The sequence below is a fragment of the Streptomyces sp. NPDC047453 genome (assembly GCF_040643155.1).
Classification (GTDB): Bacteria; Actinomycetota; Actinomycetes; order Streptomycetales; family Streptomycetaceae; genus Streptomyces.
The window spans coordinates 110,097-131,862 of the sequence record NZ_JBEYTS010000011.1 but is presented as its reverse complement, the minus strand read 5'-3'; the positions used below and the strand labels follow the sequence as shown (position 1 = coordinate 131,862).

Genomic DNA, 21,766 nt, shown 5'->3' with positions numbered 1-21,766 from the left:
ACCGCCGCTGTCGTACTGGTGAACGGAACGGCCTGGTTCGCGTATCGGATCGACAAAGGGCCGTACAAAACCGTGTCCGCGATCGTTGAGGTGATCGACGCTGTGCCACGTACGTCCGGTCGCACGCGGTTTTCGCACAGCTCGCGGAGGCCGGGAAACCTCGGGCGCCGCGCCGTTAGTCTGGTGGCGTACGGCGTGAGTCTGGTGCCGTGGGAGACGGAAGGGACGGCATGTACGGCTGGATCTGGCGGCATCTGCCGGGGAACGCGTGGGTGAAGGCGCTGATCTCACTGGTGCTGGTCCTGGCCGCGGTCTACGCCCTGTTCCAGTACGTCTTCCCGTGGGCCGAACCGCTGCTTCCCTTCAACGATGTGACGGTGGACAACCAGTGAGTGCGCGGATTCTCGTCGTCGACAACTACGACAGCTTCGTCTTCAACCTGGTCCAGTACCTGTACCAGCTGGGGGCCGAGTGCGAGGTGCTGCGCAACGACGAGGTGTCGACGGCGCACGCGCAGGACGGTTTCGACGGCGTGTTGCTCTCGCCGGGCCCGGGCGCGCCCGAGCAGGCCGGTGTCTGCGTGGAGATGGTCCGGCACTGCGCCGCGACCGGTGTCCCCGTCTTCGGTGTGTGCCTGGGCATGCAGTCGATGCAGGTGGCCTACGGCGGGGTGGTGGACCGCGCGCCCGAGCTGCTGCACGGCAAGACCTCGCTGGTGGAGCACGAGGGCACGGGCGTCTTCGCGGGACTGCCCTCCCCCTTCACGGCGACCCGCTACCACTCCCTGGCCGCCGAGCCGGCGACCGTGCCCGACGAGCTGGTGGTCACGGCGCGCACGCACGACGGCATCATCATGGGTCTGCGGCACCGTGAACTTCCCGTCGAGGGCGTGCAGTTCCATCCCGAGTCGGTACTGACCGAGCACGGGCACCGGATGCTGGCCAACTGGCTGGCGGAGTGCGGCGACAAGGAGGCCGTGGCGAGGTCTGCGGGGCTCGCCCCGGTGGTGGGCAGGGCCACGGCGTGACCGCGCTGCGCCCCGAGCGCGAGACCGACACCTCGTACGGGGAGCAGTCGTACGGGGGGCCGGACGCGTTCGAGGGGTGGTACGGCGGCGGGGCCCAGGACGCACGCCAGGACCCCTACCCGGCGTCCTACGGGTCTCCGGGGGCGGCGCCCCAGCAGAACGCGCCCCAGCAGCACGCGACGCCTCAGCAGAGCGCGGCGGGGGTGCCGTACGGGCCCGCGGGTGAAGCCACGGCGTATCTGCCTCCCGTGGACGACGAGACGATGGCGCTGCGGATCCCGGATCCGCCGCCTGGCGCGTCTTCCGCCGCGCGGACCCCTGCACCCCCACCGGGTGGACGCGCGGCCCGCAGAAAGGCCGCCAGGCGCCGTCACGGCCGTCGTGGGGCGGCGGTGGGCGCGCCGTCGGGGGAGGACAGCCCGGCCGACCGGGCGTCCGCGCCGCTGTCCCGCGTGGAGGCGCGCCGGCAGGCGCGGGCACGCAAGGCGAGCCCGGCCGTGATCGCCAGCCGGGTCATCGGTGAGATGTTCATCACCACCGGTGTGGTGATGCTGCTCTTCGTCACCTACCAGTTGTGGTGGACGAACGTCCGGGCGCACGCGCAGGCGGGCAGCGAGGCGCACCAGTTGCAGGACGACTGGGCGAGCGGCAAGCGCAATCCCGGGACGTTCGAGCCGGGGCAGGGATTCGCCCTCCTGCACATCCCGAAGCTGGACGTGGTGGTGCCCATCGCGGAGGGCATCAGCAAGCCGAAGGTGCTGGACAAGGGCATGGTCGGGCACTACGGGCAGGGCGACCTCAACACCGCGATGCCGGACGCGAAGACGGGCAACTTCGGGCTCGCGGGCCACCGCAACACGCACGGTGAGCCGTTCCGGTACATCAACAAGCTCTCGCCGGGCGACGCGATCGTCGTGGAGACGCAGGACACGTACTTCGTCTACAAGATGGCGTCGATACTGCCGGTGACCTCGCCGGCCAACATCAGTGTCCTCGATCCCGTCCCGAAGGGGTCGGGCTTCACCGGGCCCGGCCGCTACATCACGCTGACCACCTGCACACCGGAGTTCACCAGCAAGTACCGGATGATCGTCTGGGGCAAGATGGTCGAGGAACGGCCGCGCAGCAAGGGCAAGCCGGATGCGCTCGTCAGTTAAAGGGCGGATGAACAGTGGCAGCGACCACGGACGACACGGCAGGGCACACCGAGGGCCGCGAAGGGCACGGTGACGCGTCGGGCCCCGGCCGGGCGCGGCGCCGCCGGGGTACCCGCCCGCTGGCCCTCGCCGTCAGCGTCTTCGGCGAACTCCTCATCACGGCGGGTCTGGTCCTCGGCCTGTTCGTCGTCTACTCCCTGTGGTGGACGAACGTCCTGGCGGACCGCAAGGCCGACCAGGAGGGCGGCAAGGTCCGCGACGAGTGGTCCCAGTCCGTGGCCGGCGGTCCCGGAGCGCTGGACACCAAGGACGGCATCGGCTTCCTGCACGTGCCGTCCATGCACAACGGCGAGGTCCTGATCAAGAAGGGCACGTCGGCGGAGGTGCTGAACGACGGCGTGGCCGGCTACTACGTGGACCCCGCCAAGGCGACCCTGCCGACGTCCGGCAAGGCCGGCAACTTCACCCTCGCCGCCCACCGGGACGGTCACGGCGCGAAGTTCCACAACATCGACAAGGTGCGGGTGGGCGATCCGGTCGTCTTCGAGACCAAGGACAAGTGGTACGTCTACAAGGTCTACGACATCCTCCCCGAGACGTCGAAGTACAACGTCCAGGTCCTGTCCTCGGTCCCCAAGGAGTCGGGCGTCAAGAAGGCCGGCCACTACATCACCCTGACGACCTGCACACCGGTGTACACCTCCCGCTACCGGTACGTGGTCTGGGGCGAACTGGTCCGCACGGAAAAGGTGGACGCCAAGCGCACACCGCCGAAGGAACTGACCGGTTGACGGACACCCTCCGGAGACACGTCCGGTACGACGGAGCCCCGGTCCCCCTCGGAGGGGAACCGGGGCTCCGAGCGTCAGGGGTGGGGTCAGCCGCCGAAGAAGCCGCCGTTGCCGTTCCCGTTCCCGTTGCCGTTGTTGCCGCCACCGCCGAAGGCCGTCAGCGTGATCGGCGTGTTGGGGTCGTCGACCTCGTCGTCCGGGTTCGGTTCCTGCTTGACGACCAGTGCGTTGTCGTCCTGGCTGCTTCCCTCGGCGAACTGGATGTTGGTGAAGCCGTTCTGCGCCAGGACCTGCTTGGCCTGCCCCAGAGGCAGGCCCTGGACCCTCGGCACCCGCTTCTTCTCCTGCTGCTTGAGCTTGCCGACCTGGAGGTTCACACTGGACCCCTTGTCGACCGGCTGGCCGATGTTCGGGACGGTCTGGATGACCTTGCCGTCCTGGTTGGGGTCGGTGGTGTCCATGTCGGTGCAGTTGCCCTTGAGGTTGCTCTGCTGCAACAGCGCCAAGGCCTCGTCACAGGTCTTGTTCGAGACGTCCGGCACGGTGACCTTCTCGGGGGCCTTGGCGACCGTGAGGGTGATGACGGAGCCCTTCTCCTTCTCCGTGTCGCCTGCGGGGTCCTGGCTGATGACCACGTCCGGGGTCTGGTCGGACTCCTGGGTCTGCTTATCGACCTTGAAGCCCTTCTCCACCAGCTGGGACTTCGCCTTGTCGAAGGACACGCCGCGGACGTCGGGAACCGTCTCCTTCGGCGCCCCCGTGGACAGCACCACGTCGACCGTGTCGCCCTTCTTGATCTTGCCGTTCTTGGGGTCCTGTGAGCAGACCTTGCCCTTGGGCTGGTCCTCGCAGGTGTCCTGGGTGAAGGCCACTTCGACGCTGCCGTTCCGGGCCATATCCACGGCTTCGGCCCTCGTGTGGCCGACGAAGTTGGGCACGGGCACCATGTCGTTGTTGGCGCCCTTCCCGCCGAAGGCGTACATGCCGATGAAGATCGCGCCGATGAGGACCAGGACGCCGGCGACGGCCAGCAGGATCGTCGAGGTGTTGGACTTCTTCTGACGGCGCCGGTCGGGGCGGTCGTCGTAGCCGAAGCCGCCGTCGTCCGGGTTCATGGGCGGCAGCATCGTCGTCGCGCCCGCGGGGCCGGCGTCGGGGCGCAGCGCGGTGGTCGGCTGGTCGTCGGGGTAGCCGCCGTAGCCGACGGAGCCCAGGGCCGCCGTGGCCGCGACCGGCTGGCCGTCGAGGCAGGCCTCGATGTCGGCGCGCATCTCGTCGGCGGACTGGTAGCGGTAGTCGGGGTCCTTGACCAGCGCCCGCATCACGATCGCGTCCATCTCGGGCGTGATCTCGGGGTCGAAGACGCTCGGCGGCTGCGGCTCCTCGCGGACGTGCTGGTAGGCCACCGCGACCGGGGAGTCGCCCACGAAGGGCGGGCGGACCGTCAGCAGCTCGTAGAGCAGGCAACCCGTCGAGTACAGGTCCGAGCGCGCGTCGACCTGCTCGCCTTTGGCCTGCTCGGGAGACAGGTACTGGGCGGTGCCGATGACGGCCGAGGTCTGGGTCATGGTCATGCCGGAGTCGCCCATGGCGCGGGCGATGCCGAAGTCCATGACCTTGACCTGGCCGTTGCGGGTCAGCATGACGTTGGCCGGCTTGATGTCGCGGTGGACGATGCCGCTGCGGTGGGCGTACTCCAGGCCCTGGAGGATGCCGATGGTCATCTCCATGGACCGCTCGGGCAGCAGCTTGCGGCCGCTGTGCAGCAGTTCACGGAGCGTGGAGCCGTCGACGTACTCCATCACGATGTACGGGATCGAGACCCCGTCGATGTAGTCCTCGCCCGTGTCGTAGACCGCGACGATCGCGGGATGGTTGAGCGAGGCGGCCGACTGGGCCTCCCGGCGGAACCGGGCCTGGAAGGAAGGGTCGCGCGCCAGGTCGGCGCGCAGCGTCTTCACCGCCACGGTGCGTCCCAGCCGGGTGTCATGCGCGAGGTACACCTCCGCCATGCCACCACGGCCGAGCACATGGCCCAGCTCGTACCGGCCGCCGAGGCGACGCGGCTCTTCCATAGCTACCTACCAGCCCTCTCCGTCGGTCCCGACCGGCACCGCTTGTGCCGCCGGAGGCTGCTGTCCGGGCCTACCGTACCCGGCTCGCTCTGTGTGACCTGGCCAAGCCCGTCACCCGATACAGGACCGGTATCGCAACGTGCACCGATGTGAAGGGGGCGTGACAGGGGTCACTGCCTGGAGTTGATGACCGCCTCCATGACGTTCTTCGCGATGGGCGCCGCGAGGCCGCCACCGGAGATGTCGTCGCGGTTGGCGTTGTTGTCCTCGACCACCACGGCCACGGCGACCGGCGAGCTGCCGTCGGCGAGCTTGGCGTAGGAGAGGAACCAGGCGTACGGCTTCTCGCTGTTGTCGACGCCGTGCTGGGCGGTACCGGTCTTGCCGCCCACGGTGACGTTGTTGATCTGCGCGTTCTTGCCCGTGCCGTCCTTGACGACGGTCTCCATCATGGACTGCAGGATCTGGGCGTTCTGCGAGCTGAGCGGCCGGCTCAGTTCCTGCGGCTGGGTCTGCTCCAGGGTGTCCACGTTGGGCGACTGGAGCTTGTCGACCATGTACGGCTTCATCAGCTTGCCGTCGTTGGCGACGGCGGAGGCGACCATGGCCATCTGGAGCGGGGTGGCCGCGGTGTTGAACTGGCCGATGGAGGACAGCGCGGTCTGCGACTTGTTCATGTCGTTGGAGAACACCGAGGCGTTGGCGCGGACCGGCGTGAACTGCTCGCTGTCGAAGCCGAACTTCTTCGCCTCCTCGAGCATCTTGTCGTTGCCGAGGTCCGCGCCGATCTTGCCGAAGACGGTGTTGCAGGACCACCGCAGCGCCTCGCGCATCGTGGCGTTCTTACAGGGGATGTTGCCCTCGTTCGGCAGCTCGGTGTGGGTGCCGGGCATGGTCCACGGCAGCGGCGAGTCGGTGGGTTGGTCCGCCGACTTGTACAGGCCGTTCTCCAGCGCGGCGGCCGCGGTGACCACCTTGAAGGTGGAGCCCGGCGGGTAGGTCTCGCGCAGTGCCCGGTTCAGCATCGGGTCGTTGGCGTCGGACGTCTTCTGGAGGTCCTTCCAGGCCTTGGCGTCCTTGTCGGAGTTGCCGGCGAACGACGACGGGTCGTAGGACGGGTAGGACGCCAGGGCGAGGATCTTGCCCGTGGAGGGGTCCAGGGCCACCGCGGCGCCCTTGCCGCCGACCTTCTTCAGGCCGTTGAAGGCCGCCTTCTGCGCCGCCTCGTTGAGCGTGGTGACCACGTTGCCGCCCTGCTTGGGCTTGCCCGTGATCATGTCCAGGGTGTTCCGGAAGAAGAGCCGGTCGTCGTTTCCGGTGAGGATGCCGTCCTCGATGCTCTCCAACTGGGTGGCGCCGAAGGCCTGGGAGGTGAACCCGGTGACGGGCGCCCACATCGGGCCGTTCTTGTACGTGCGCTTGTACTTGAGGTCGTTGAGTCCGTTGCTCTTGGTCTCGACCGACCCGGTGATCGGGTTTCCGCCGACGATGATGTCGCCGCGCGGGGTGGCGTAACGCGCGATGGTGACGCGGCGGTTGTGCTTGTCGTCCTTGAGGGTGTCGGCCTTGACGTACTGGATCCAGTTGTCGCGGACGAGCAGTGTGAGGATGAGGAGGCCGCAGAAGATCGCGATTCGGCGCAGGGGCTTGTTCACGGGCGGACCACCTGGGTCATCTCGGCGTCGGGGTTGGAGGCGGGCGCGGGCGCGGGTCTGCGGGCGGTGTCGCTGATCCGGATCAGGATGCCGATCAGGGCCCAGTTGGCGATGACGGAGGAGCCGCCGTACGCCAGGAACGGCATCGTCATACCGGTGAGCGGGATGAGGCCCATCACGCCGCCGGACACGACGAAGACCTGCAGTGCGAAGGCGCCGGACAGGCCGATGGCGAGCAGCTTGCCGAACGGGTCGCGGGCGGCCAGCGCGGTGCGCACGCCGCGTTCCACGATCAGGCCGTAGACCAGCAGGATGGCCATGAGACCGGCCAGGCCCAGCTCCTCGCCGAAGGTGGCGAGGATGAAGTCGGAGTTGGCGGCGAACTTGATGAGGTCGGAGTGGCCCTGGCCGAGGCCGGAGCCGAGGGTGCCGCCGGAGCCGAACGCCCACAGCGCTTCCATGGACTGCTCGGAGTGGCCGACGGAGCCCGCCTGGCTGAGCTTGTACTCCTTCATCGGGTCGAGCCAGGCCTGGACGCGCTGCTGGACGTGCGGCTCGAAGCTGGCCACGCCGACGGCGCCGGCGGCGGACATCAGCAGACCGAAGACGATCCAGCTGGTCCGCTCGGTGGCGACGTACAGCATGACGACGAACATGCCGAAGAACAGCAGCGAGGTGCCGAGGTCGGTCTCGAAGACCAGGATGAGGATCGAGATCACCCAGACGACCAGGATCGGTCCGAGGTCGCGGCCGCGGGGCAGGTACAGGCCCATGAAGCGGCGGCTGGCCAGGGCGAGCGCGTCCCGCTTCACCATGAGGTAGCCGGCGAAGAAGATGGCGAGCACGATCTTGGCGAACTCACCGGGCTGGATGGAGAATCCGGCGACCGAGATCCAGATCTTGGCGCCGTAGATGTTGGCGCCGAGGCCCGGCACGAGCGGCAGCAGCAGCAGGATCAGCGCGCCGACCATGGAGATGTAGGTGTAGCGCTGAAGGGCGCGGTGGTCCTTGAGGAAGATCAGCACCACCACGAACAGGGCGATGCCCAGGGCCGTGTACAGCAGCTGCCGTGGCGCGGCCGTTCCCGCCTGGTTGATGGCCTGGAGCAGTTTCGACTGGTCCAGCCGCCAGATGACGACCAGTCCGAGCCCGTTCAGCAGCGTGGCCAGCGGCAGCAGCAGCGGGTCCGCGTACGGGGCGAACTTGCGGACGACGAGGTGCGCGACGCCGGCCAGCAGACCGAGGCCCAGGCCGTAGCTCAGCAGGCCCGCGGGCACCTGGCTGTTGATGGCCAGGCCCACGTTGGCGTAGGCGAACACCGGGATGACGACGGCGAAGACCAGCAGCGCCAGCTCGGTGTTGCGGCGGCTGGGCGCGCCGATCGCGCCGATCGTGGACGTGTGGTGCGTCGACGGGTTGGTAGTGCTGCTCATCGTGTGACAGGGCCTCTCACGGCTTGCCTACTGCTTACCGCACAGCGAGACGACCTTCTGCTCTTCCTCCGAGAGAGTGGGGCCGGGGCTGGGAGTGGACGCGGTGGCGGACGTGGACGGGGAGGACGGGGACGTGGTCGTCGACGGGTTCGGCGTCGGCGTCGCCTTGGACGTGAAGGAGGCGCGGGTGGTTCCCGTGGTGCCGGTGGTACCGCCCGCCTGGCCTTCTTGCGTCTTGGCGCCGTTCCTGTCCTCGGCGGCGCGGCGCTGGGTCTCCTTCTTGCACGCGGAGGCCTGCACGGACAGCTCGTCGATCTTCTTCTGGGCGTTGGTCAGACCGCCCTCGGTGATCGTCGCCTTGACCTGCTGCTGCTGATAGGGCGGCAGGTACTTGAGTTCGATCTCGGGGTGGTCCGTGTGGAGCTTCGACAGCTTCAGCCAGGCCAGGTCCTGGCTGATGCCCCGGTACAGCGCGACGTGCTCCTCGTTGGCGCCGACGAAGTACTGCGTCTGCGTCCAGCGGTAGCCGCCGTACAGGCCGCCGCCGAGCACGGCGAGCGCGAGCACGCTGTAGAAGGAGCGCTTGAGCCACCTGCGGTTCTTGCGGGGCTTGACGAAGTCCTCGTCGCCGTAGTCGCCGAAGCCGGCCGCGGGGGCGTAACCGTCGGTGTCGCCGGATCCTGGCGGGCCGAACTCGCCGCCACCGCCGCCCTGTCCGGGCACCTGGCGGCCGAGGCCCGAGGCGCGTCCGGCGGGGGTCTGCATGATGCCGTTGTCGTGCAGGTGGTTCTGGTTCTCGGCGACCGCGCCGACCACGACCGGGGTGTCGGACAGCTGTCCGGCGAGGGTGTCGCCGGTGTCCAGGTCCAGGACGTCGGCGACGATGACGGTGATGTTGTCCGGGCCGCCGCCGCGCAGCGCGAACTGGATCAGCTCCTGCACCGTCTCCTGCGGGCCCTGGTAGCCGGCGAGGGTCTCCTCCATCGTCTGGTGGGAGACGACGCCGCTGAGGCCGTCGGAGCAGATCAGGTAGCGGTCGCCGGCGCGCACCTCGCGGATGGACAGGTCGGGCTCGACGTGTTCGCCGCTGCCGAGGGCGCGCATGAGCAGGGCGCGCTGAGGGTGGGTGGTGGCCTCTTCCTCGGTGATGCGTCCCTCGTCGACGAGGCGCTGCACCCAGGTGTGGTCCTGGGTGATCTGCGTCAGCACGCCGTCGCGCAGCAGGTAGGCGCGCGAGTCGCCGACATGCACCAGGCCGAGTCGCTGGCCGGTCCACAGCAGGGCGGTGAGCGTGGTGCCCATGCCCTCCAGCTGCGGATCCTCCTCGACCATGGCGCGCAACTGGTCGTTGGCGCGCCGTACGGCGGTGCCGAGCGAGGTGAGGATGTCGGAGCCGGGGATGTCGTCGTCGAGGGCGACGATGGTGGAGATCACCTCGGAGGAGGCGACCTCGCCGGCGGCCTGGCCGCCCATTCCGTCGGCGATCGCGAGCAGGCGGGGACCGGCGTACCCGGAATCCTCGTTGCCCTCGCGGATCATGCCTTTGTGCGATCCGGCGGCGAAGCGCAGTGACAGACTCATGCGCACCTCGCCCGTCGGCTCCGGGTACATCCGCACGGTGCCCACCCTCCGGTCGGGAGCGCGCCGGGGCCCGGGGTGCCGGCCGCCGCTGCGTGCTCGCTCCGCTCGCTCATTAGTCGTACTACTTCCGCAGCTCGATGACGGTCTTGCCGATGCGGATCGGCGCGCCCAGCGGCATCGGTGTGGGGGTCGTCAGCCGGGTCCGGTCCAGGTATGTGCCGTTGGTGGATCCGAGGTCCTCGACGATCCACTGGCCGTCGCGGTCCGGGTAGATCCTGGCATGGCGGCTGGAGGCGTAGTCGTCGTCCAGCACGATCGTGGAGTCGTGCGCACGGCCCAGGGTGATGGTCTGGCCCTGCAGCGCGACGGTGGTGCCGGTGAGGATGCCCTCGGTCACCACGAGTTTGGTGGGGGCGTTGCGGCGCTGGCGGCCACCGCCCTGCTGACCGCGCTGCTGCGGCGGCGCCGCCTGGCGCGCGGCCTGCTGCGGCCGGGCCGTCTCTCTGCGGGCCCCCCGCTGGGTGACGCGCGTACCGAACAGGTCGCTGCGGATGACCTGCACGGCCACGATCACGAACAGCCACAGTACGGCCAGGAAACCCAGCCGCATGACCGTGAGGGTCAGCTCTGACATTGCCCCCGCTTCACCCTTCGGCTTGCCGGTAAATGATGGTGGTGCTGCCCACGACGATCCGCGAGCCGTCGCGGAGCGTAGCGCGGGTGGTGTGCTGCCCGTCCACCACGATGCCGTTGGTGGACCCGAGATCCTGGATCGTCGAGGGCGTTCCGGTCCGGATCTCGCAGTGCCGGCGGGAGACGCCGGGGTCGTCGATCCGCACGTCGGCCTCGGTGCTGCGGCCGAGCACGAGTGTCGGGCGGGAGATCTGGTGGCGGGTGCCGTTGATCTCGATCCAGTAGCGGGTGCGGCCGCCGCTCGCCGGGGCGGGCGCGGGCTGCTGGGCGGCGGGCGGCGGGTAGCCGTAGCCGCCGGGGCGGGCGCCGGGCGGCGGCGCGGACGGCATGGGGGGCGCTGCCGAGGGGCCGGCCGCGGGCGGGTAGCCGTACCCGCCCGGGGCGGCGGGGCGGCCGCCCGGACCGGCCGAGGGGGCCTGAGGCGCCTGCTGGCTGCTGGTGGAGGCGAGCGTACGGCTGCGCACCCGGTACAGGCCGGTGTCCAGGTCCTCCGCCTTCTCCAGGTGGACCTTGATCGGCCCCATGAAGGTGTAGCGCTGCTGCTTCGCGTAGTCACGCACCATGCCGGCGAGCTCGTCGCCGAGCTGGCCGGAGTAGGGGCTCAGACGCTCGTAGTCCGGCGCGCTGAGCTCCACGATGAAGTCGTTGGGTACGACGGTGCGGTCGCGGTTCCAGATCGTCGCGTTGTTGTCGCACTCGCGCTGGAGCGCACCCGCGATCTCCACGGGCTGGACCTCGGACTTGAAGACCTTGGCGAAGGTGCCGTTGACCAGACCTTCGAGACGCTGCTCGAACTTCTTCAGGACTCCCATGGGGCACCTCCTCCATCGTTGCCGTCGCTGCGGGTCGTGCCGTCGTGCTGCGTATTGCTTGCCTGGTACTGCTTACTGATCGTATCCACGCGCGGGTGAATCGGCTGGTTCCCCCTGTCGGCCCTGTCGACGGGTGTCGACGCCTTCTGCGTGCCCGGGTGTCGCTCGGTACTTCTGCCCAGGATCGTAGAGGGGGTCGCAGACCAGTGTCCCGCACCCGACTGCGGTCCTCGTCCGGCTCCTGGGCAGAAGGGCGTGACCGGTACGAGGTTGATACGTGAACGGGCGCGCTCCGATACGGAAAGAGAATCTGTCCGGGCGGCGCGGCCCGGGGCCGGCGGCCCGGCGCGGCGGGTGGACGCGATGCGGCCGGGGCTGGGCGTCTGCCCCGGGAAAGCGATGTGAATCCACCCTTCGGGGCGTGCTAATGTTCTGCATGTCGGAAGGCGCCAGCCCCCAGGGGGACGGAGCCGGAGGACACACCCAATGCGCGGGTGGCGGAATAGGCAGACGCGCTGGATTCAGGTTCCAGTGCCCGCAAGGGCGTGGGGGTTCAACTCCCCCCTCGCGCACCATGAGATACCGATGGAACGGGTCTCCGCCAGTGACGGAAGTCACGGTGGGGGTCCGTTTCTCGTTGTGTCGGCAGGTGTGGGTCATCGCACAACTCGACCGACGGACAAGGGGCCCAGGCGCGTGAGGTATCTCACGTACCAGGGCCCGTTGTGTGCCGTCGGGACCGTTCGTCACTCGCGCCGCCAGAGGGCGGGGGCGTTCGGCGGTTCCCAGCCGGTCATGGACGTGTGGGCCTGGAGGCAGCGGTAGGCGGCGCCGGCGTACGCGACGCGGTCGCCCGCGGCGTAGGAGCGGCCGGCGGCCCAGGCGCCGTCCGGCGGGTCGGTGGGCGGGGTGCCCGGATCGCTCGGGCCCGGTGTGCCGTCGACGTTCAGGACGAAGTCGAAGGTGCCCTCCTTGGCGTTGCCGGCCCCGCGGACGTTCATCAGCAGGGCCGGGTCGAAGAGGGCGTCGGTGCCGTTGCGCGGCTCGCCGGGGAAGTACAGCTGGGTGGTGAGCACCGGACGGCCGGGCGCCTGCGCCTTGACGTGGAGGTGCCGGGTGCGGCCGGGGTAGAGGCCCGGCACGATCGTGCTCAGCGAGTACGCGCCGGTGGAGTCCGTGAACTGGTGGCCCCGCAAGGCGTATCCGCCCATGTCGTAGGCGCCGGCGTCGTCGGCCTGCCAGAAGTCGAGCAGGACGCCGGACAGCGGGACGCAGTTGCGGCCGAAGACATGGCCGCTGACGGTCAGCCGGGTGCCGGGGGTGCCCGGCGTCACCAGGGCGGTGCGCAGCGGTGAGTTCGGCTTGAAGTAGGGGCCCTCGATCTGGTCGCGGGTCGGGCCGTCCCCGTCGTCGCACATGGGCGTAGGCGGAAGGGGCCGGTTCGGGGCGGCGGAGGCCCGGGCGAGCGCCGCAGCGCCGGTGGCCAGCGAGAGGGCGGCACCGGCGGCGACGGCCGCCTTGAGCAGGTTCTTGCGGCTGATCCGGTGCTCGGACGCGGAGCCGTCGGGGTCTGTGGGTGTCATGGCGGTTCCTCGTTCTCCTCGAGTGGGGGGAGTGGGGAAAGCGGGGAAAGTGAGGAAAGCGGGGGAAGCGGGGGAAGGCGACGGGGCGTGCATGACACGGAGCGCGGGCGGTGCGCTGGGCGCGCGGGCGCGCTCCGGTGGGGCCACCGACGACGGTAATCGCGCCGGTCGCGCCCGAGGAGATGTCGTTGTGTCCCCCTGTCCGGCGTTATGGGCGGCCCGGCGGCCAGGGGGCGTTGGAGCGGGGCCCGGCCGTCGCGGTGGTGGGCCGGGGCCCGGCCCGTGCGGCGCTAGTCTGGTCGGGTGACGACCCCGGAAGCTGAACAGGGTGACGTCGCCGGGGCGGACCGGGCGACGTCCGAGGGCGCCTCTGCGCGGCCCGAGGAGCGGTTGGAGCGGGCCGTACGGGCCGCCGAACAGGCGCTCATCGAGTACGAGATCGCGGTGGAGACCTTCCGGGTGGAGGTCGAGAATTTCGCCCGGCTGCACGAGCAGAGACTCGGACCGCTCTACGCCCGGCTGGAGGAGTTGAAGGCGCTGACGGCCGAGGCCAGGGCCGCGCGCACCGGTGACCCCGAGGACCTGCGCAAGGCGCGGGAGGCGCGGGCCGATCTGCAGCCGATCCCCGGGGTCGAGGAGCTGCTGAACGGCTGGATGGACTCCGACGGCCTGTACCCGGAGGCCGTCGCGATGCTCACCGACGAGCCCGTGCGGCCCCCGCAGCGGGTGCGACCCAGCGAGGAGGCCCGCCGCCTCTACCGCGAGCTGGCCCGCAAGGCCCACCCCGACCTGGCGCAGGAGGACGACGAGCGCCAGCGGCGCGAGGAGTTCCTCACCCGGGTCAACGCCGCCTACGCGCGCGGCGACGAGGACGAGCTGCGGGAGCTGGGCGCGGAGTGGACGGCCGGCCCCAAGCCCAAGGAGCAGCGGCCGAGCCGCAGCGAGGAGCTCTACGCCCGCCTCGAATGGCTCGCCCGGCGCAAGGAGCTGCTCACGGTGGTCGCCAAGGGGCTGGAGGACGGCGCGATCGCCGGGATGCTCCGGCTGGCCCCCGACGATCCCGACGGCCTCCTCGACGAGATCGCCGAGCAGCTGCGCAAGGAGGTCGCGGAGCGCGAGGCGGAACTGGCCGAGCTGCTGAGCCAGGAGTGACGAGCGTGACTCGCGGGCCCCTGCGTGACCTGCCTGCACCCGCGTGACCTGCGTCACCCGTGACCGACCGGGTGCCGGATCCGTGCCGGTCCGAGCCGGAACCCTCCGGTGCGCTTCGGGTAGCGTCGACTCATGCATTTCGGAGCTGGTGTGCCCACGGTCGGGGTCCAGAACCTCGAGGACGGCGACTTCCTGCTGGACGTCCGCGAGGACGACGAGTGGCGGGCGGGCCACGCCGAGGGGGCGCTGCACATCCCCCTCAGCGAGTTCGTGGCCCGGTACGGCGAACTGACCGGGACGGCGCCCGAGGACGGGCGGGTCCATGTGATCTGCCGCTCCGGCGGGCGGTCGGCGCAGGTCGCGATGTACCTGGTCCAGCAGGGCGTCGACGCGGTGAACGTCGACGGCGGCATGCAGGTGTGGGCCGCCTCGGGCCGTCCCGTCGTGACCGACGAGGGGCGGCCCGGCCAGGTGGTGTGACACCGGGGCGGGCCCTGTACTTCCCCGCACCGTCATGTATCTGACGGTGCGTCAGAAGTGTTGCGGGCTTGGGATGGTGGGCACGGTCGGACGACCAACCGATCCCGTGTGCCCGTCCGATTCCATGGTGCGGTGGGCCGCCGTAGGGTGGCCCCCGCCGCGGACGACTGCCGGTTCGGTCCGGCGCGGTGCCCGGTACGCCCCGGGGTGTGCCCGGAGGGCGGCCCTGAGTACCGTTCCGGTGCGGCACCGGGAAGCGGTGCGCGCGGGCGGTACGGCGCCCCGCGGCCGGGTGGCGGCCGGAGGACGGACCGGGATCGGAAACGGGGCGGGATGAACGCGCACGACGACGACTCGACCGCCTCACGCGCCCGCAGCCGCCCGGGCGCCCGGCCGGACGAGGACTCCCGGACCGCTGTCGGGTCCGCTGACGGGCCGCCGGCCGCTGACGGCCCGGACGAGAACGCCGGGGCCGCAGCCGGGCCGGACGAGGAGGCCCCGACCCCCACGCCCGTCTCCGTTCCTGCTCCTCGCTCAGCGCCTGGCACCGCTCCGGGTGCTGGCACCGGTCCCGCTTCCGGCCCCGGTCCTGCTCCTGCTCCCGGCCCCGATCCCGTTCCCGACCCCGGTCCCGACCCGGACCCCGGTCCTGGCCCCGGTTCCGCTCCTGGCACGGGCCCTGGCCCCGCCGCGCTCGCGGCTCCCGCCCCCATATCTGCGCCCGCCCGTGCCCCCGCCCCGGGTGAGCCGGCGTCTCGTGGTGGTGTCGCTGCGTTGTCCCTGCCGTATCAGGTGGGTGCGGTGCTGGTGCTCGCGGTGGTCGCCGTCGTGGTGTGTGTGCATCTCGGGATGGTGTTCCTGCACGTCACGCCGTCGAACACGGTGAACAGGGAGCACTCCGAGGCCATCGACGGCTGGATCTACCCGGAGTTCGAGCAGAACTGGAAGCTGTTCGCGCCGAACCCGCTCCAGCAGAACGTCTCCGTCCAGGTGCGCGCGGAGGTCGGCACGGCGGACGGCGGCACCCGTACCACCGGCTGGTACGACCTGTCCGCCGAGGACGGCCGGGCCATCGACGGCAATCTGCTGCCGAGCCACACCCAGCAGAACGAACTGCGCCGCGCCTGGGACTTCTACGGGGCCGCCCACGACGCCGACAACCGGTCGGTGGGCCTGCGCGGCACCCTGGCCGAGCAGTACCTGCGCCGCATCGCGGTGCTGCGTCTGGAACGCGGGGACGCGGCCGGCGCGGGCGGCGTTCTCGAACGCGTCCAGATCCGCAGCCGCACCAGCAACGTGCCCCCGCCCCCGTGGAGCAACGAGAAGGCGACAGGCAAGCCGGCCTACCGCTTCCTGCCCTGGTGGACGGTGCCTGCCGGTGAGACCCGGGGAGGCGTCCGGTGAACCGCCTCGCGCTCGCGGTCTCGCGCGGGATCGCCCGGGTCACCGAGGCGGCCCTCGGCCCCTACCAGACCGCCGTCATACGCATCGGCCTCTCGCTGACCTGGCTGCTGTTCCTGCTGCGCGAGTTCCCCCACCGCCATGAGCTCTACGGCCCCGACGGCCCGTGGAGCTGGAACCTGGCCCAGCAGCTGGCCTCGGACAACGGAGCCTTCACGGCCCTGCTGTGGTTCCGCGGCGACCTCTGGTTCGAGACGTGCTACGCGCTGGCCGTGCTGGCGAGCCTGCTGCTCGCGCTGGGGTGGCGCACCCGCACCACGTCCGTGCTCTTCATGGTCGGCGTGCTCTCCCTGCAGAACCGCAGCGTCTTCGTGGGCGACGGCGGCGACAACGTGCTGCACCTGATGTCGCTCTACCTGGTGTTCACCCGCTGCGGCCAGGTCTGGTCGCTCGACGCGCGCCGGGCCGCGCGGGTACGGGCGGCACACGCGCGCGGGGAGTGGGTACCCGACCAGGCAGGTCCCGTCCTGTGGAGCGTGCTGGGGCTGTTCCTGGCCGTGGTCACCGCGGCGGGCCGGATGCAGGGTGAGGTGTTCGTGCCCGTCCTCCTGTGGACGGTCTGGCTGGGCCAGGCCCTGTGGTGGGCGGTCGGGCGATGGGCGTGCTCGGCGCAGCCGCGGATGCTGCTGAACGTCGTCGCCGACATCGTCCACAACGGCGCCCTGCTCGTGATCATGGCCGAGGCCTGCCTGATCTACGCCACGGCCGGCTGGTACAAGGTCCAGGGCTCGCGCTGGCAGGACGGCACCGCCGTCTACTACCCGCTCCACCTGGACTACTTCTCGCCCTGGCCGGCCCTGGCCGGTCTGCTGTCCGCCAGCGGCACGCTGGTGATGCTGGTGACCTACGGGACGGTGATGGCGCAGGTCGCCTTCCCGTTCACGCTGCTCAACCGGCGGGTGAAGAACGTCCTGCTGGCGGTCATGATGGCCGAGCACGCCGTGATCGCGGTCGTGCTGGGGCTGCCGTTCTTCTCGCTGGCGATGATCGCGGCGGACTCGGTGTTCCTGCCGACGCCCTTCCTGCGCCGCCTGGGCGGCTTCGCGGCACGCGCGCGTGCGCGACTGCGGCGGGGCGGGGACCGATCCCCGGCGAAGGACCCGCGCTCCCCGGAGGACGCCGGGCCCGCCCGCGTAGGCTTCCCGGCATGAGCGACCCCGTACGCGCCTGGCACCGGCTGGCCGACGGCTCCGTGCTGCTCGACGGCTTCCACGCCCTCAAGCACGCTCTGCGCTTCGGGGCCGAGGTGCCGGTGGCCGTCACTGCCGACCGGCACGCCGCGCTCGCCCTCGCCGACGAGCTGGCCCCCGATGTACGGGACGCGCTGGACGCCCTGCTGAGCGAGGTGCCGCGGGAGACGTACGCCTCCCTCGTGCCGCGCCCGCATCCCACCGCCGTGGCGGCCCTCGCCGTGCGGCCCTCCCGCCAGGCCAATCTGAGGGCGCTGGCGCACTCGCCCCGCAGCGCGCCGGTCGTCGTCCTGGACCAGCCGCGCAACCTGGGCAACGCGGGGGCGGTGATCCGCCTGGCCGCCGGTTTCGGGGCGACCGGAGTGGTCACCACGGGCACCCTGGACCCCTGGCACCCGACGGTGGTGCGCGGCGGGGCGGGGCTGCACTTCGCGACCGCCGTGGAGCGGCTGGACGTCGACGAGCTGCCCGGTGGGCCGCTGTTCGCGCTCGACCCGGAAGGCGAGGACATCCGCGGGGTGAAGCTGCCCGACGACGCCGTGCTCGCCTTCGGCTCCGAGCGCAGCGGCCTGTCGGCCGAGCTGCGCGCGCGCACCGATCATCTGCTGGCGCTGCCGATGCGCCCCCAGGTCTCCAGTTACAACCTCGCCACCAGTGTGGCGATGACGCTGTACCACTGGAGCGCCACCGGGGGCGCACCCGCGTCCTGAGAGGCCTACGCCTCCCGGCGGACCTCCACCACGCGGAAGCGGTTGGCGACGAACGCGCCGTCGGTGAGGGCCGCGTTGGCCGCCGGGTTGCCGCCGGAGCCGTGGAAGTCGGAGAAGGCGGCGGTCTGGTTGACGTACACCCCGCCGGTGAGGTTCAGCGACAGCTGGGCGGGCTCCTCCAGGCACACCTCCTGCACCGCCTCCTCGACCTCCTCGTCGGTCGTGTACGCGCCCACCGTCATCGCGCCCTTGTCGCGGATCGTGCGGCGCAGCAGCTCCACCGCGTCGGCGGCCGAGTCGACGGCGACGGCGAAGGAGACGGGGCCGAAGCACTCGTTCATGTAGGCGGCCTCGGCGTCAGGCTTGGCGCCGTCCAGCTTCACGATCACCGGCGAGCGGACGACCGCGCCGGGGAAGTCCGGGTTGGCGATCTCGCGGGAGGCGAGGGCGACCTCGCCGAGGCCCGCGGCGGCCTCCAGACGGGCCTTGACGTCCGGGTTGACGATCGCGCCGAGCAGCGCGTTGGCGCGCGCGTCGTCGCCGAGGAGCCCGTCCACCGCCTTGGCGAGGTCGGCGGTCACCTCGTCGAAGGACTTGGGGCCCTCGTCGGTGCGGATGCCGTCGCGGGGGATCAGCAGGTTCTGCGGGGTGGTGCACATCTGGCCGCTGTAGAGGGACAGCGAGAAGGCCAGGTTGGCGAGCATCCCCTTGTAGTCGCCGGTGGACTCCACGAGCACCGTGTTGACGCCGGCCTTCTCCGTGTAGACCTGCGCCTGGCGGGCGTTGGCCTCCAGCCAGTCGCCGAAGGACGTCGAGCCCGTGTAGTCGATGATCCTGATCTCGGGGCGGGTGGCGAGCGCCTTGGCGATGCCCTCGCCGGGACGCTCGGCGGCGAGCGCGATCAGGTTCGGGTCGAAGCCGGCCTCGGCGAGCACCTCGCGGGCGGTCTTCACCGTGAGCGCGAGCGGCAGCACCGCGCGCGGGTGCGGCTTGACCAGGACGGCGTTGCCGGTGGCCAGGGAGGCGAACAGGCCCGGGAAGCCGTTCCAGGTCGGGAAGGTGTTGCAGCCGATGACCAGCGCGATCCCGCGCGGGACGGCGGTGAACCGCTTGGTGAGGGCGAGCGGGTCGCGCTTGCCCTGCGGCTTGGTCCACTCGGCGGTGTCGGGGGTGCGCACCTGCTCCACGTACGCGTACGCCACCGCCTCCAGGCCGCGGTCCTGGGCGTGCGGGCCGCCCGCCTGGAACGCCATCATGAAGGCCTGGCCGGAGGTGTGCATGACCGCGTGCGCGAACTCGTGCGTGCGGTCGCTGATCCGCTTGAGGATCTCCAGGCACACCATGGCGCGCGCCTCCGCGCCCGCGTCCCGCCATGCCCGCTGGCCGGCCTTCATGGCGGGCAGCAGCACGTCGATGTCCGCGTGCGGGTAGCTCACGCCCAGTTCGATGCCGTACGGCGAGACCTCGTCGCCCACCCAGTCGTCCGTGCCGGGCTGGCCGAGGTCGAGGCGGGTGCCCAGGACGGCGTCGAATGCGGCCTTGCCGGCGGCCGCGTCGAGGCTGCCGTTCTCCCCGTAGGCCTTGGGGTGCTCGGGGTGGGGCGACCAGTACGCGCGGGTGCGGATAACCTCCAGCGCCTGGTCCAGGGTGGGCCGATGCCTGGCGATCAGCTCGTGTGCGGTCAGTTCGGCGGCCATGCGGGACCAACTCCTCGTCTCAAGAGCTCCTCGTCGAGCCCGTGATCTGGCATCTCCATGGTCACGGCCATGGGCAGGAACAGGCGGTCAGAGTTAGAGTAACCGAACGATCGGTCGGTACAAGGGGTCCGCCGCATCCGTGGACAGCGCCGTGCGGGAGGATCGCGCACATGACAGCACTCGACCTCAGCAGTCCGGTGGCCGTCGTCGGCACCGGCACCATGGGCCAGGGCATAGCCCAGGTCGCGCTGGTCGCGGGCCACACCGTACGCCTGTACGACGCCGTGCCCGGGCGGGCCCGGGAGGCGGCCGCCGCGATCGGCGCCCGGCTCGACCGGCTCGTCGAGAAGGACCGGCTGACCGGCGCCGAGCGGGACGCGGCCCGCGCCCGGCTCCTGGCCGCCGACGCCCTGACCGAACTCGCCGACTGCGCGGTGGTCGTCGAGGCCGTCCTGGAGCGGCTCGACGTCAAGCAGGAGCTGCTGAAGGAGCTGGAGGGCGTCGTCGGCGACGACTGCCTGCTCGCCACCAACACATCCTCCCTGTCGGTGACGGCCGTCGGCGGCGCGCTGCGCGTCCCGGGCCGCCTCGTGGGCCTGCACTTCTTCAACCCGGCCCCGCTGATGCCGCTGGTCGAGGTGGTCTCCGGGTTCGCCACCGACGTCACGTCGGCCACGCGCGCGTACGAGACGGCCCGTGCCTGGGGCAAGACCCCCGTGGCCTGCGCGGACACCCCCGGCTTCATCGTCAACCGCATCGCCCGGCCCTTCTACGCCGAGGCCTTCGCGGTGTACGAGTCCCAGGGCGCCGACCCCGCCACCATCGACGCGGTCCTGCGCGAGTCGGGCGGCTTCCGGATGGGCGCCTTCGAACTGACCGACCTCATCGGGCAGGACGTCAACGAGTCCGTCACCCACTCGGTGTGGCAGTCGTTCTTCCAGGACGTGCGCTTCACCCCCTCGCTGGCCCAGCGCCGTCTGGTCGAGTCCGGCCGGCACGGCAGGAAGAGCGGCCAGGGCTGGTACGACTACCGCGAGGGCGCCGAGCGCCCCGAACCGCACACCGCGGAACGGGAGGCGCCGCCCGCGTACGTGGTCGCCGAGGGCGGCCTCGGGCTCGCCTCGGACCTGCTCGCCCTGATCAGGGAGGCGGGCATCCAGGTGCGCGAGGAGGACGAGGACCACGGCACCCGCCTGGTGCTGCCGAGCGGTGGCCAGCTGGTCCTCGCCGACGGGCAGACCTCGGTGGAGTTCCGGGACGTCGTCTACTTCGACCTCGCCCTCGACTACCGCGGGGCCACGCGGATCGCCCTGTCCGCCTCCCGGGACACCTCGCCGCGGACCGTCGCCGAGGCCACCGGCCTGTTCCAGGCGCTCGGCAAGAAGGTCAGCGTCATCGGGGACGTCCCCGGCATGATCGTCGCCCGCACGGTCGCGCGGATCGTGGACCTGGCGCACGACGCCGTCGCCAAGGGCGCGGCCACCGAGGAGGACATCGACACCGCGATGCGCCTGGGCGTCAACTACCCGCTCGGGCCCTTCGAGTGGAGCCGCAGGCTCGGCGGCAGCTGGGCCTGCTCCCTGCTGGACAACCTGCACGAGTGCGATCCGTCCGGCCGCTACGCGCCGTCGCTCGCGCTCTACCGCCACGCCTACGCCACCGACAAGCGGGAGGGCACCTCATGACCACCGCCAGGCGCGACACGTACACCCCGGAGACGCTGCTGTCCGTGGCCGTGCAGGTCTTCATCGAACGCGGCTACGACGGCACCTCCATGGAGCACCTGTCCCGGGCGGCCGGCATCTCCAAGTCGTCGATCTACCACCACGTCGCCGGCAAGGAGGAGCTGCTGCGCCGGGCGGTCAGCCGGGCGCTGGACGAGCTGTTCGGGATCCTCGACGAGGAGCACGCGCGCACGGGGCGCGCCGTCGAGCGCCTGGAGCACGTGGTGCGGCGCATGGTCGAGGTGCTCATCGCCGAACTGCCCTATGTGACGCTGCTGCTGCGCGTGCGCGGCAACACCGAGACCGAGCGCTGGGCGCTGGAGCGGCGCCGCGACTTCGACCACCGGGTGGCCGATCTGCTGCGGGCGTCGGCCGAGGAGGGTGACGTGCGCGCCGACGTGGAGGTGCGGCTGGCGACCCGGCTCGTCTTCGGGATGATCAACTCGATCGTGGAGTGGTACCGGCCCGACGGGCGCGGCATGGCGGAGCGCGAGGTGGCCGACGCGGTGACGCGGCTGGTCTTCTCGGGGCTGCGCAAGGACTGA

At 70.9% G+C, this 21,766-nt stretch carries 18 protein-coding genes, 1 tRNA gene and 2 pseudogenes; 13 read left to right on the top strand and 8 right to left on the bottom strand.

Annotation, left to right across the window (positions count from 1 at the left end):
- Positions 1-6: 6 nt before the first annotated feature.
- From ABZ818_RS13395 to ABZ818_RS13375, 5 genes and pseudogenes are all read left to right on the top strand, one after another.
- Positions 7-126, top strand: a pseudogene (locus ABZ818_RS13395) (class E sortase); the annotation flags it as partial.
- A gap of 57 nt (positions 127-183) precedes the next feature.
- Positions 184-392, top strand: a pseudogene (locus ABZ818_RS13390) (hypothetical protein).
- Entirely contained in the window at positions 389-1,027 is a 639-nt protein-coding gene (locus tag ABZ818_RS13385) for an aminodeoxychorismate/anthranilate synthase component II (RefSeq protein ID WP_361413482.1), read from the top strand. The pseudogene ABZ818_RS13390 and the gene ABZ818_RS13385 overlap by 4 nt, the downstream one beginning before the upstream one ends.
- Positions 1,024-2,184: a class E sortase gene (locus ABZ818_RS13380; protein ID WP_361413479.1), complete on the top strand. Its 1,161-nt coding sequence runs from the start codon at positions 1,024-1,026 to the stop codon at positions 2,182-2,184. The genes ABZ818_RS13385 and ABZ818_RS13380 overlap by 4 nt, the downstream gene beginning before the upstream one ends.
- A gap of 14 nt (positions 2,185-2,198) precedes the next feature.
- Positions 2,199-2,975: a class E sortase gene (locus ABZ818_RS13375; protein WP_361413476.1), complete on the top strand. Its 777-nt coding sequence runs from the start codon at positions 2,199-2,201 to the stop codon at positions 2,973-2,975.
- 86 nt (positions 2,976-3,061) lie between these two features.
- Here the strand turns inward: ABZ818_RS13375 and pknB are convergent, their stop codons facing one another.
- From pknB to ABZ818_RS13345, 6 genes are all read right to left on the bottom strand, one after another.
- Positions 3,062-5,050, bottom strand: coding sequence for a Stk1 family PASTA domain-containing Ser/Thr kinase (gene pknB, locus ABZ818_RS13370; protein WP_361413473.1), 1,989 nt, complete (start codon positions 5,048-5,050; stop codon positions 3,062-3,064).
- Between the two features lie 170 nt (positions 5,051-5,220).
- Entirely contained in the window at positions 5,221-6,705 is a 1,485-nt protein-coding gene (locus ABZ818_RS13365) for a penicillin-binding protein 2 (RefSeq protein ID WP_361413470.1), read from the bottom strand.
- Positions 6,702-8,138, bottom strand: a complete 1,437-nt coding sequence (locus tag ABZ818_RS13360) for an FtsW/RodA/SpoVE family cell cycle protein (protein WP_361413468.1) — start codon at positions 8,136-8,138, stop codon at positions 6,702-6,704. Before ABZ818_RS13360 ends, ABZ818_RS13365 begins: the two co-directional genes overlap by 4 nt.
- 27 nt (positions 8,139-8,165) lie before the next feature.
- Positions 8,166-9,719, bottom strand: a complete 1,554-nt coding sequence (locus tag ABZ818_RS13355; RefSeq protein ID WP_361413465.1) for a Stp1/IreP family PP2C-type Ser/Thr phosphatase — start codon at positions 9,717-9,719, stop codon at positions 8,166-8,168.
- Positions 9,720-9,840: 121 nt separating this feature from the next.
- Positions 9,841-10,353 carry an FHA domain-containing protein gene (locus tag ABZ818_RS13350; RefSeq protein ID WP_361413463.1) on the bottom strand — a complete coding sequence of 171 codons (513 nt, stop codon included), beginning with the start codon at positions 10,351-10,353 and terminating at the stop codon, positions 9,841-9,843.
- A 10-nt stretch (positions 10,354-10,363) separates the two neighbouring features.
- Entirely contained in the window at positions 10,364-11,224 is an 861-nt protein-coding gene (locus ABZ818_RS13345) for a DUF3662 and FHA domain-containing protein (protein WP_361413460.1), read from the bottom strand.
- 488 nt (positions 11,225-11,712) lie between these two features.
- Here ABZ818_RS13345 and ABZ818_RS13340 point away from each other — a divergent pair.
- Positions 11,713-11,799, top strand: a tRNA-Leu gene (locus ABZ818_RS13340).
- Positions 11,800-11,970: 171 nt separating this feature from the next.
- Here ABZ818_RS13340 and ABZ818_RS13335 read toward each other — a convergent pair.
- Positions 11,971-12,807 (bottom strand): carbohydrate-binding protein, encoded by an 837-nt coding sequence (locus tag ABZ818_RS13335; protein WP_361413456.1) that lies wholly within the window; start codon positions 12,805-12,807, stop codon positions 11,971-11,973.
- A gap of 303 nt (positions 12,808-13,110) precedes the next feature.
- On the opposite strand from ABZ818_RS13335, the gene ABZ818_RS13330 reads away from it, so the two are divergent.
- The 5 genes from ABZ818_RS13330 (at position 13,111) to ABZ818_RS13310 (ending at position 17,800) form a co-directional block, all read left to right on the top strand.
- Entirely contained in the window at positions 13,111-13,959 is an 849-nt protein-coding gene (locus ABZ818_RS13330) for a hypothetical protein (RefSeq protein WP_361413453.1), read from the top strand.
- A 150-nt stretch (positions 13,960-14,109) separates the two neighbouring features.
- Positions 14,110-14,439 carry a rhodanese-like domain-containing protein gene (locus tag ABZ818_RS13325; protein ID WP_361413615.1) on the top strand — a complete coding sequence of 110 codons (330 nt, stop codon included), beginning with the start codon at positions 14,110-14,112 and terminating at the stop codon, positions 14,437-14,439.
- A gap of 333 nt (positions 14,440-14,772) precedes the next feature.
- Positions 14,773-15,843, top strand: coding sequence for a DUF5819 family protein (locus ABZ818_RS13320; protein ID WP_361413451.1), 1,071 nt, complete (start codon positions 14,773-14,775; stop codon positions 15,841-15,843).
- Positions 15,840-17,051 (top strand): HTTM domain-containing protein, encoded by a 1,212-nt coding sequence (locus ABZ818_RS13315; RefSeq protein WP_361413448.1) that lies wholly within the window; start codon positions 15,840-15,842, stop codon positions 17,049-17,051. Before ABZ818_RS13320 ends, ABZ818_RS13315 begins: the two co-directional genes overlap by 4 nt.
- A complete protein-coding gene (locus tag ABZ818_RS13310) occupies positions 17,048-17,800 on the top strand; it encodes a TrmH family RNA methyltransferase (protein WP_361413445.1) in 753 nt (250 codons plus the stop codon). Before ABZ818_RS13315 ends, ABZ818_RS13310 begins: the two co-directional genes overlap by 4 nt.
- 5 nt (positions 17,801-17,805) lie before the next feature.
- Here ABZ818_RS13310 and paaN read toward each other — a convergent pair whose 3' ends face one another.
- Entirely contained in the window at positions 17,806-19,497 is a 1,692-nt protein-coding gene (gene paaN, locus ABZ818_RS13305) for a phenylacetic acid degradation protein PaaN (protein ID WP_361413442.1), read from the bottom strand.
- Positions 19,498-19,667: 170 nt separating this feature from the next.
- Between paaN and ABZ818_RS13300 the strand changes: the two genes are divergently transcribed.
- Both ABZ818_RS13300 and ABZ818_RS13295 read left to right on the top strand, forming a co-directional pair.
- Entirely contained in the window at positions 19,668-21,182 is a 1,515-nt protein-coding gene (locus ABZ818_RS13300; RefSeq protein WP_361413440.1) for a 3-hydroxyacyl-CoA dehydrogenase, read from the top strand.
- Positions 21,179-21,766, top strand: a complete 588-nt coding sequence (locus ABZ818_RS13295; protein ID WP_361413436.1) for a TetR/AcrR family transcriptional regulator — start codon at positions 21,179-21,181, stop codon at positions 21,764-21,766. The genes ABZ818_RS13300 and ABZ818_RS13295 overlap by 4 nt, the downstream gene beginning before the upstream one ends.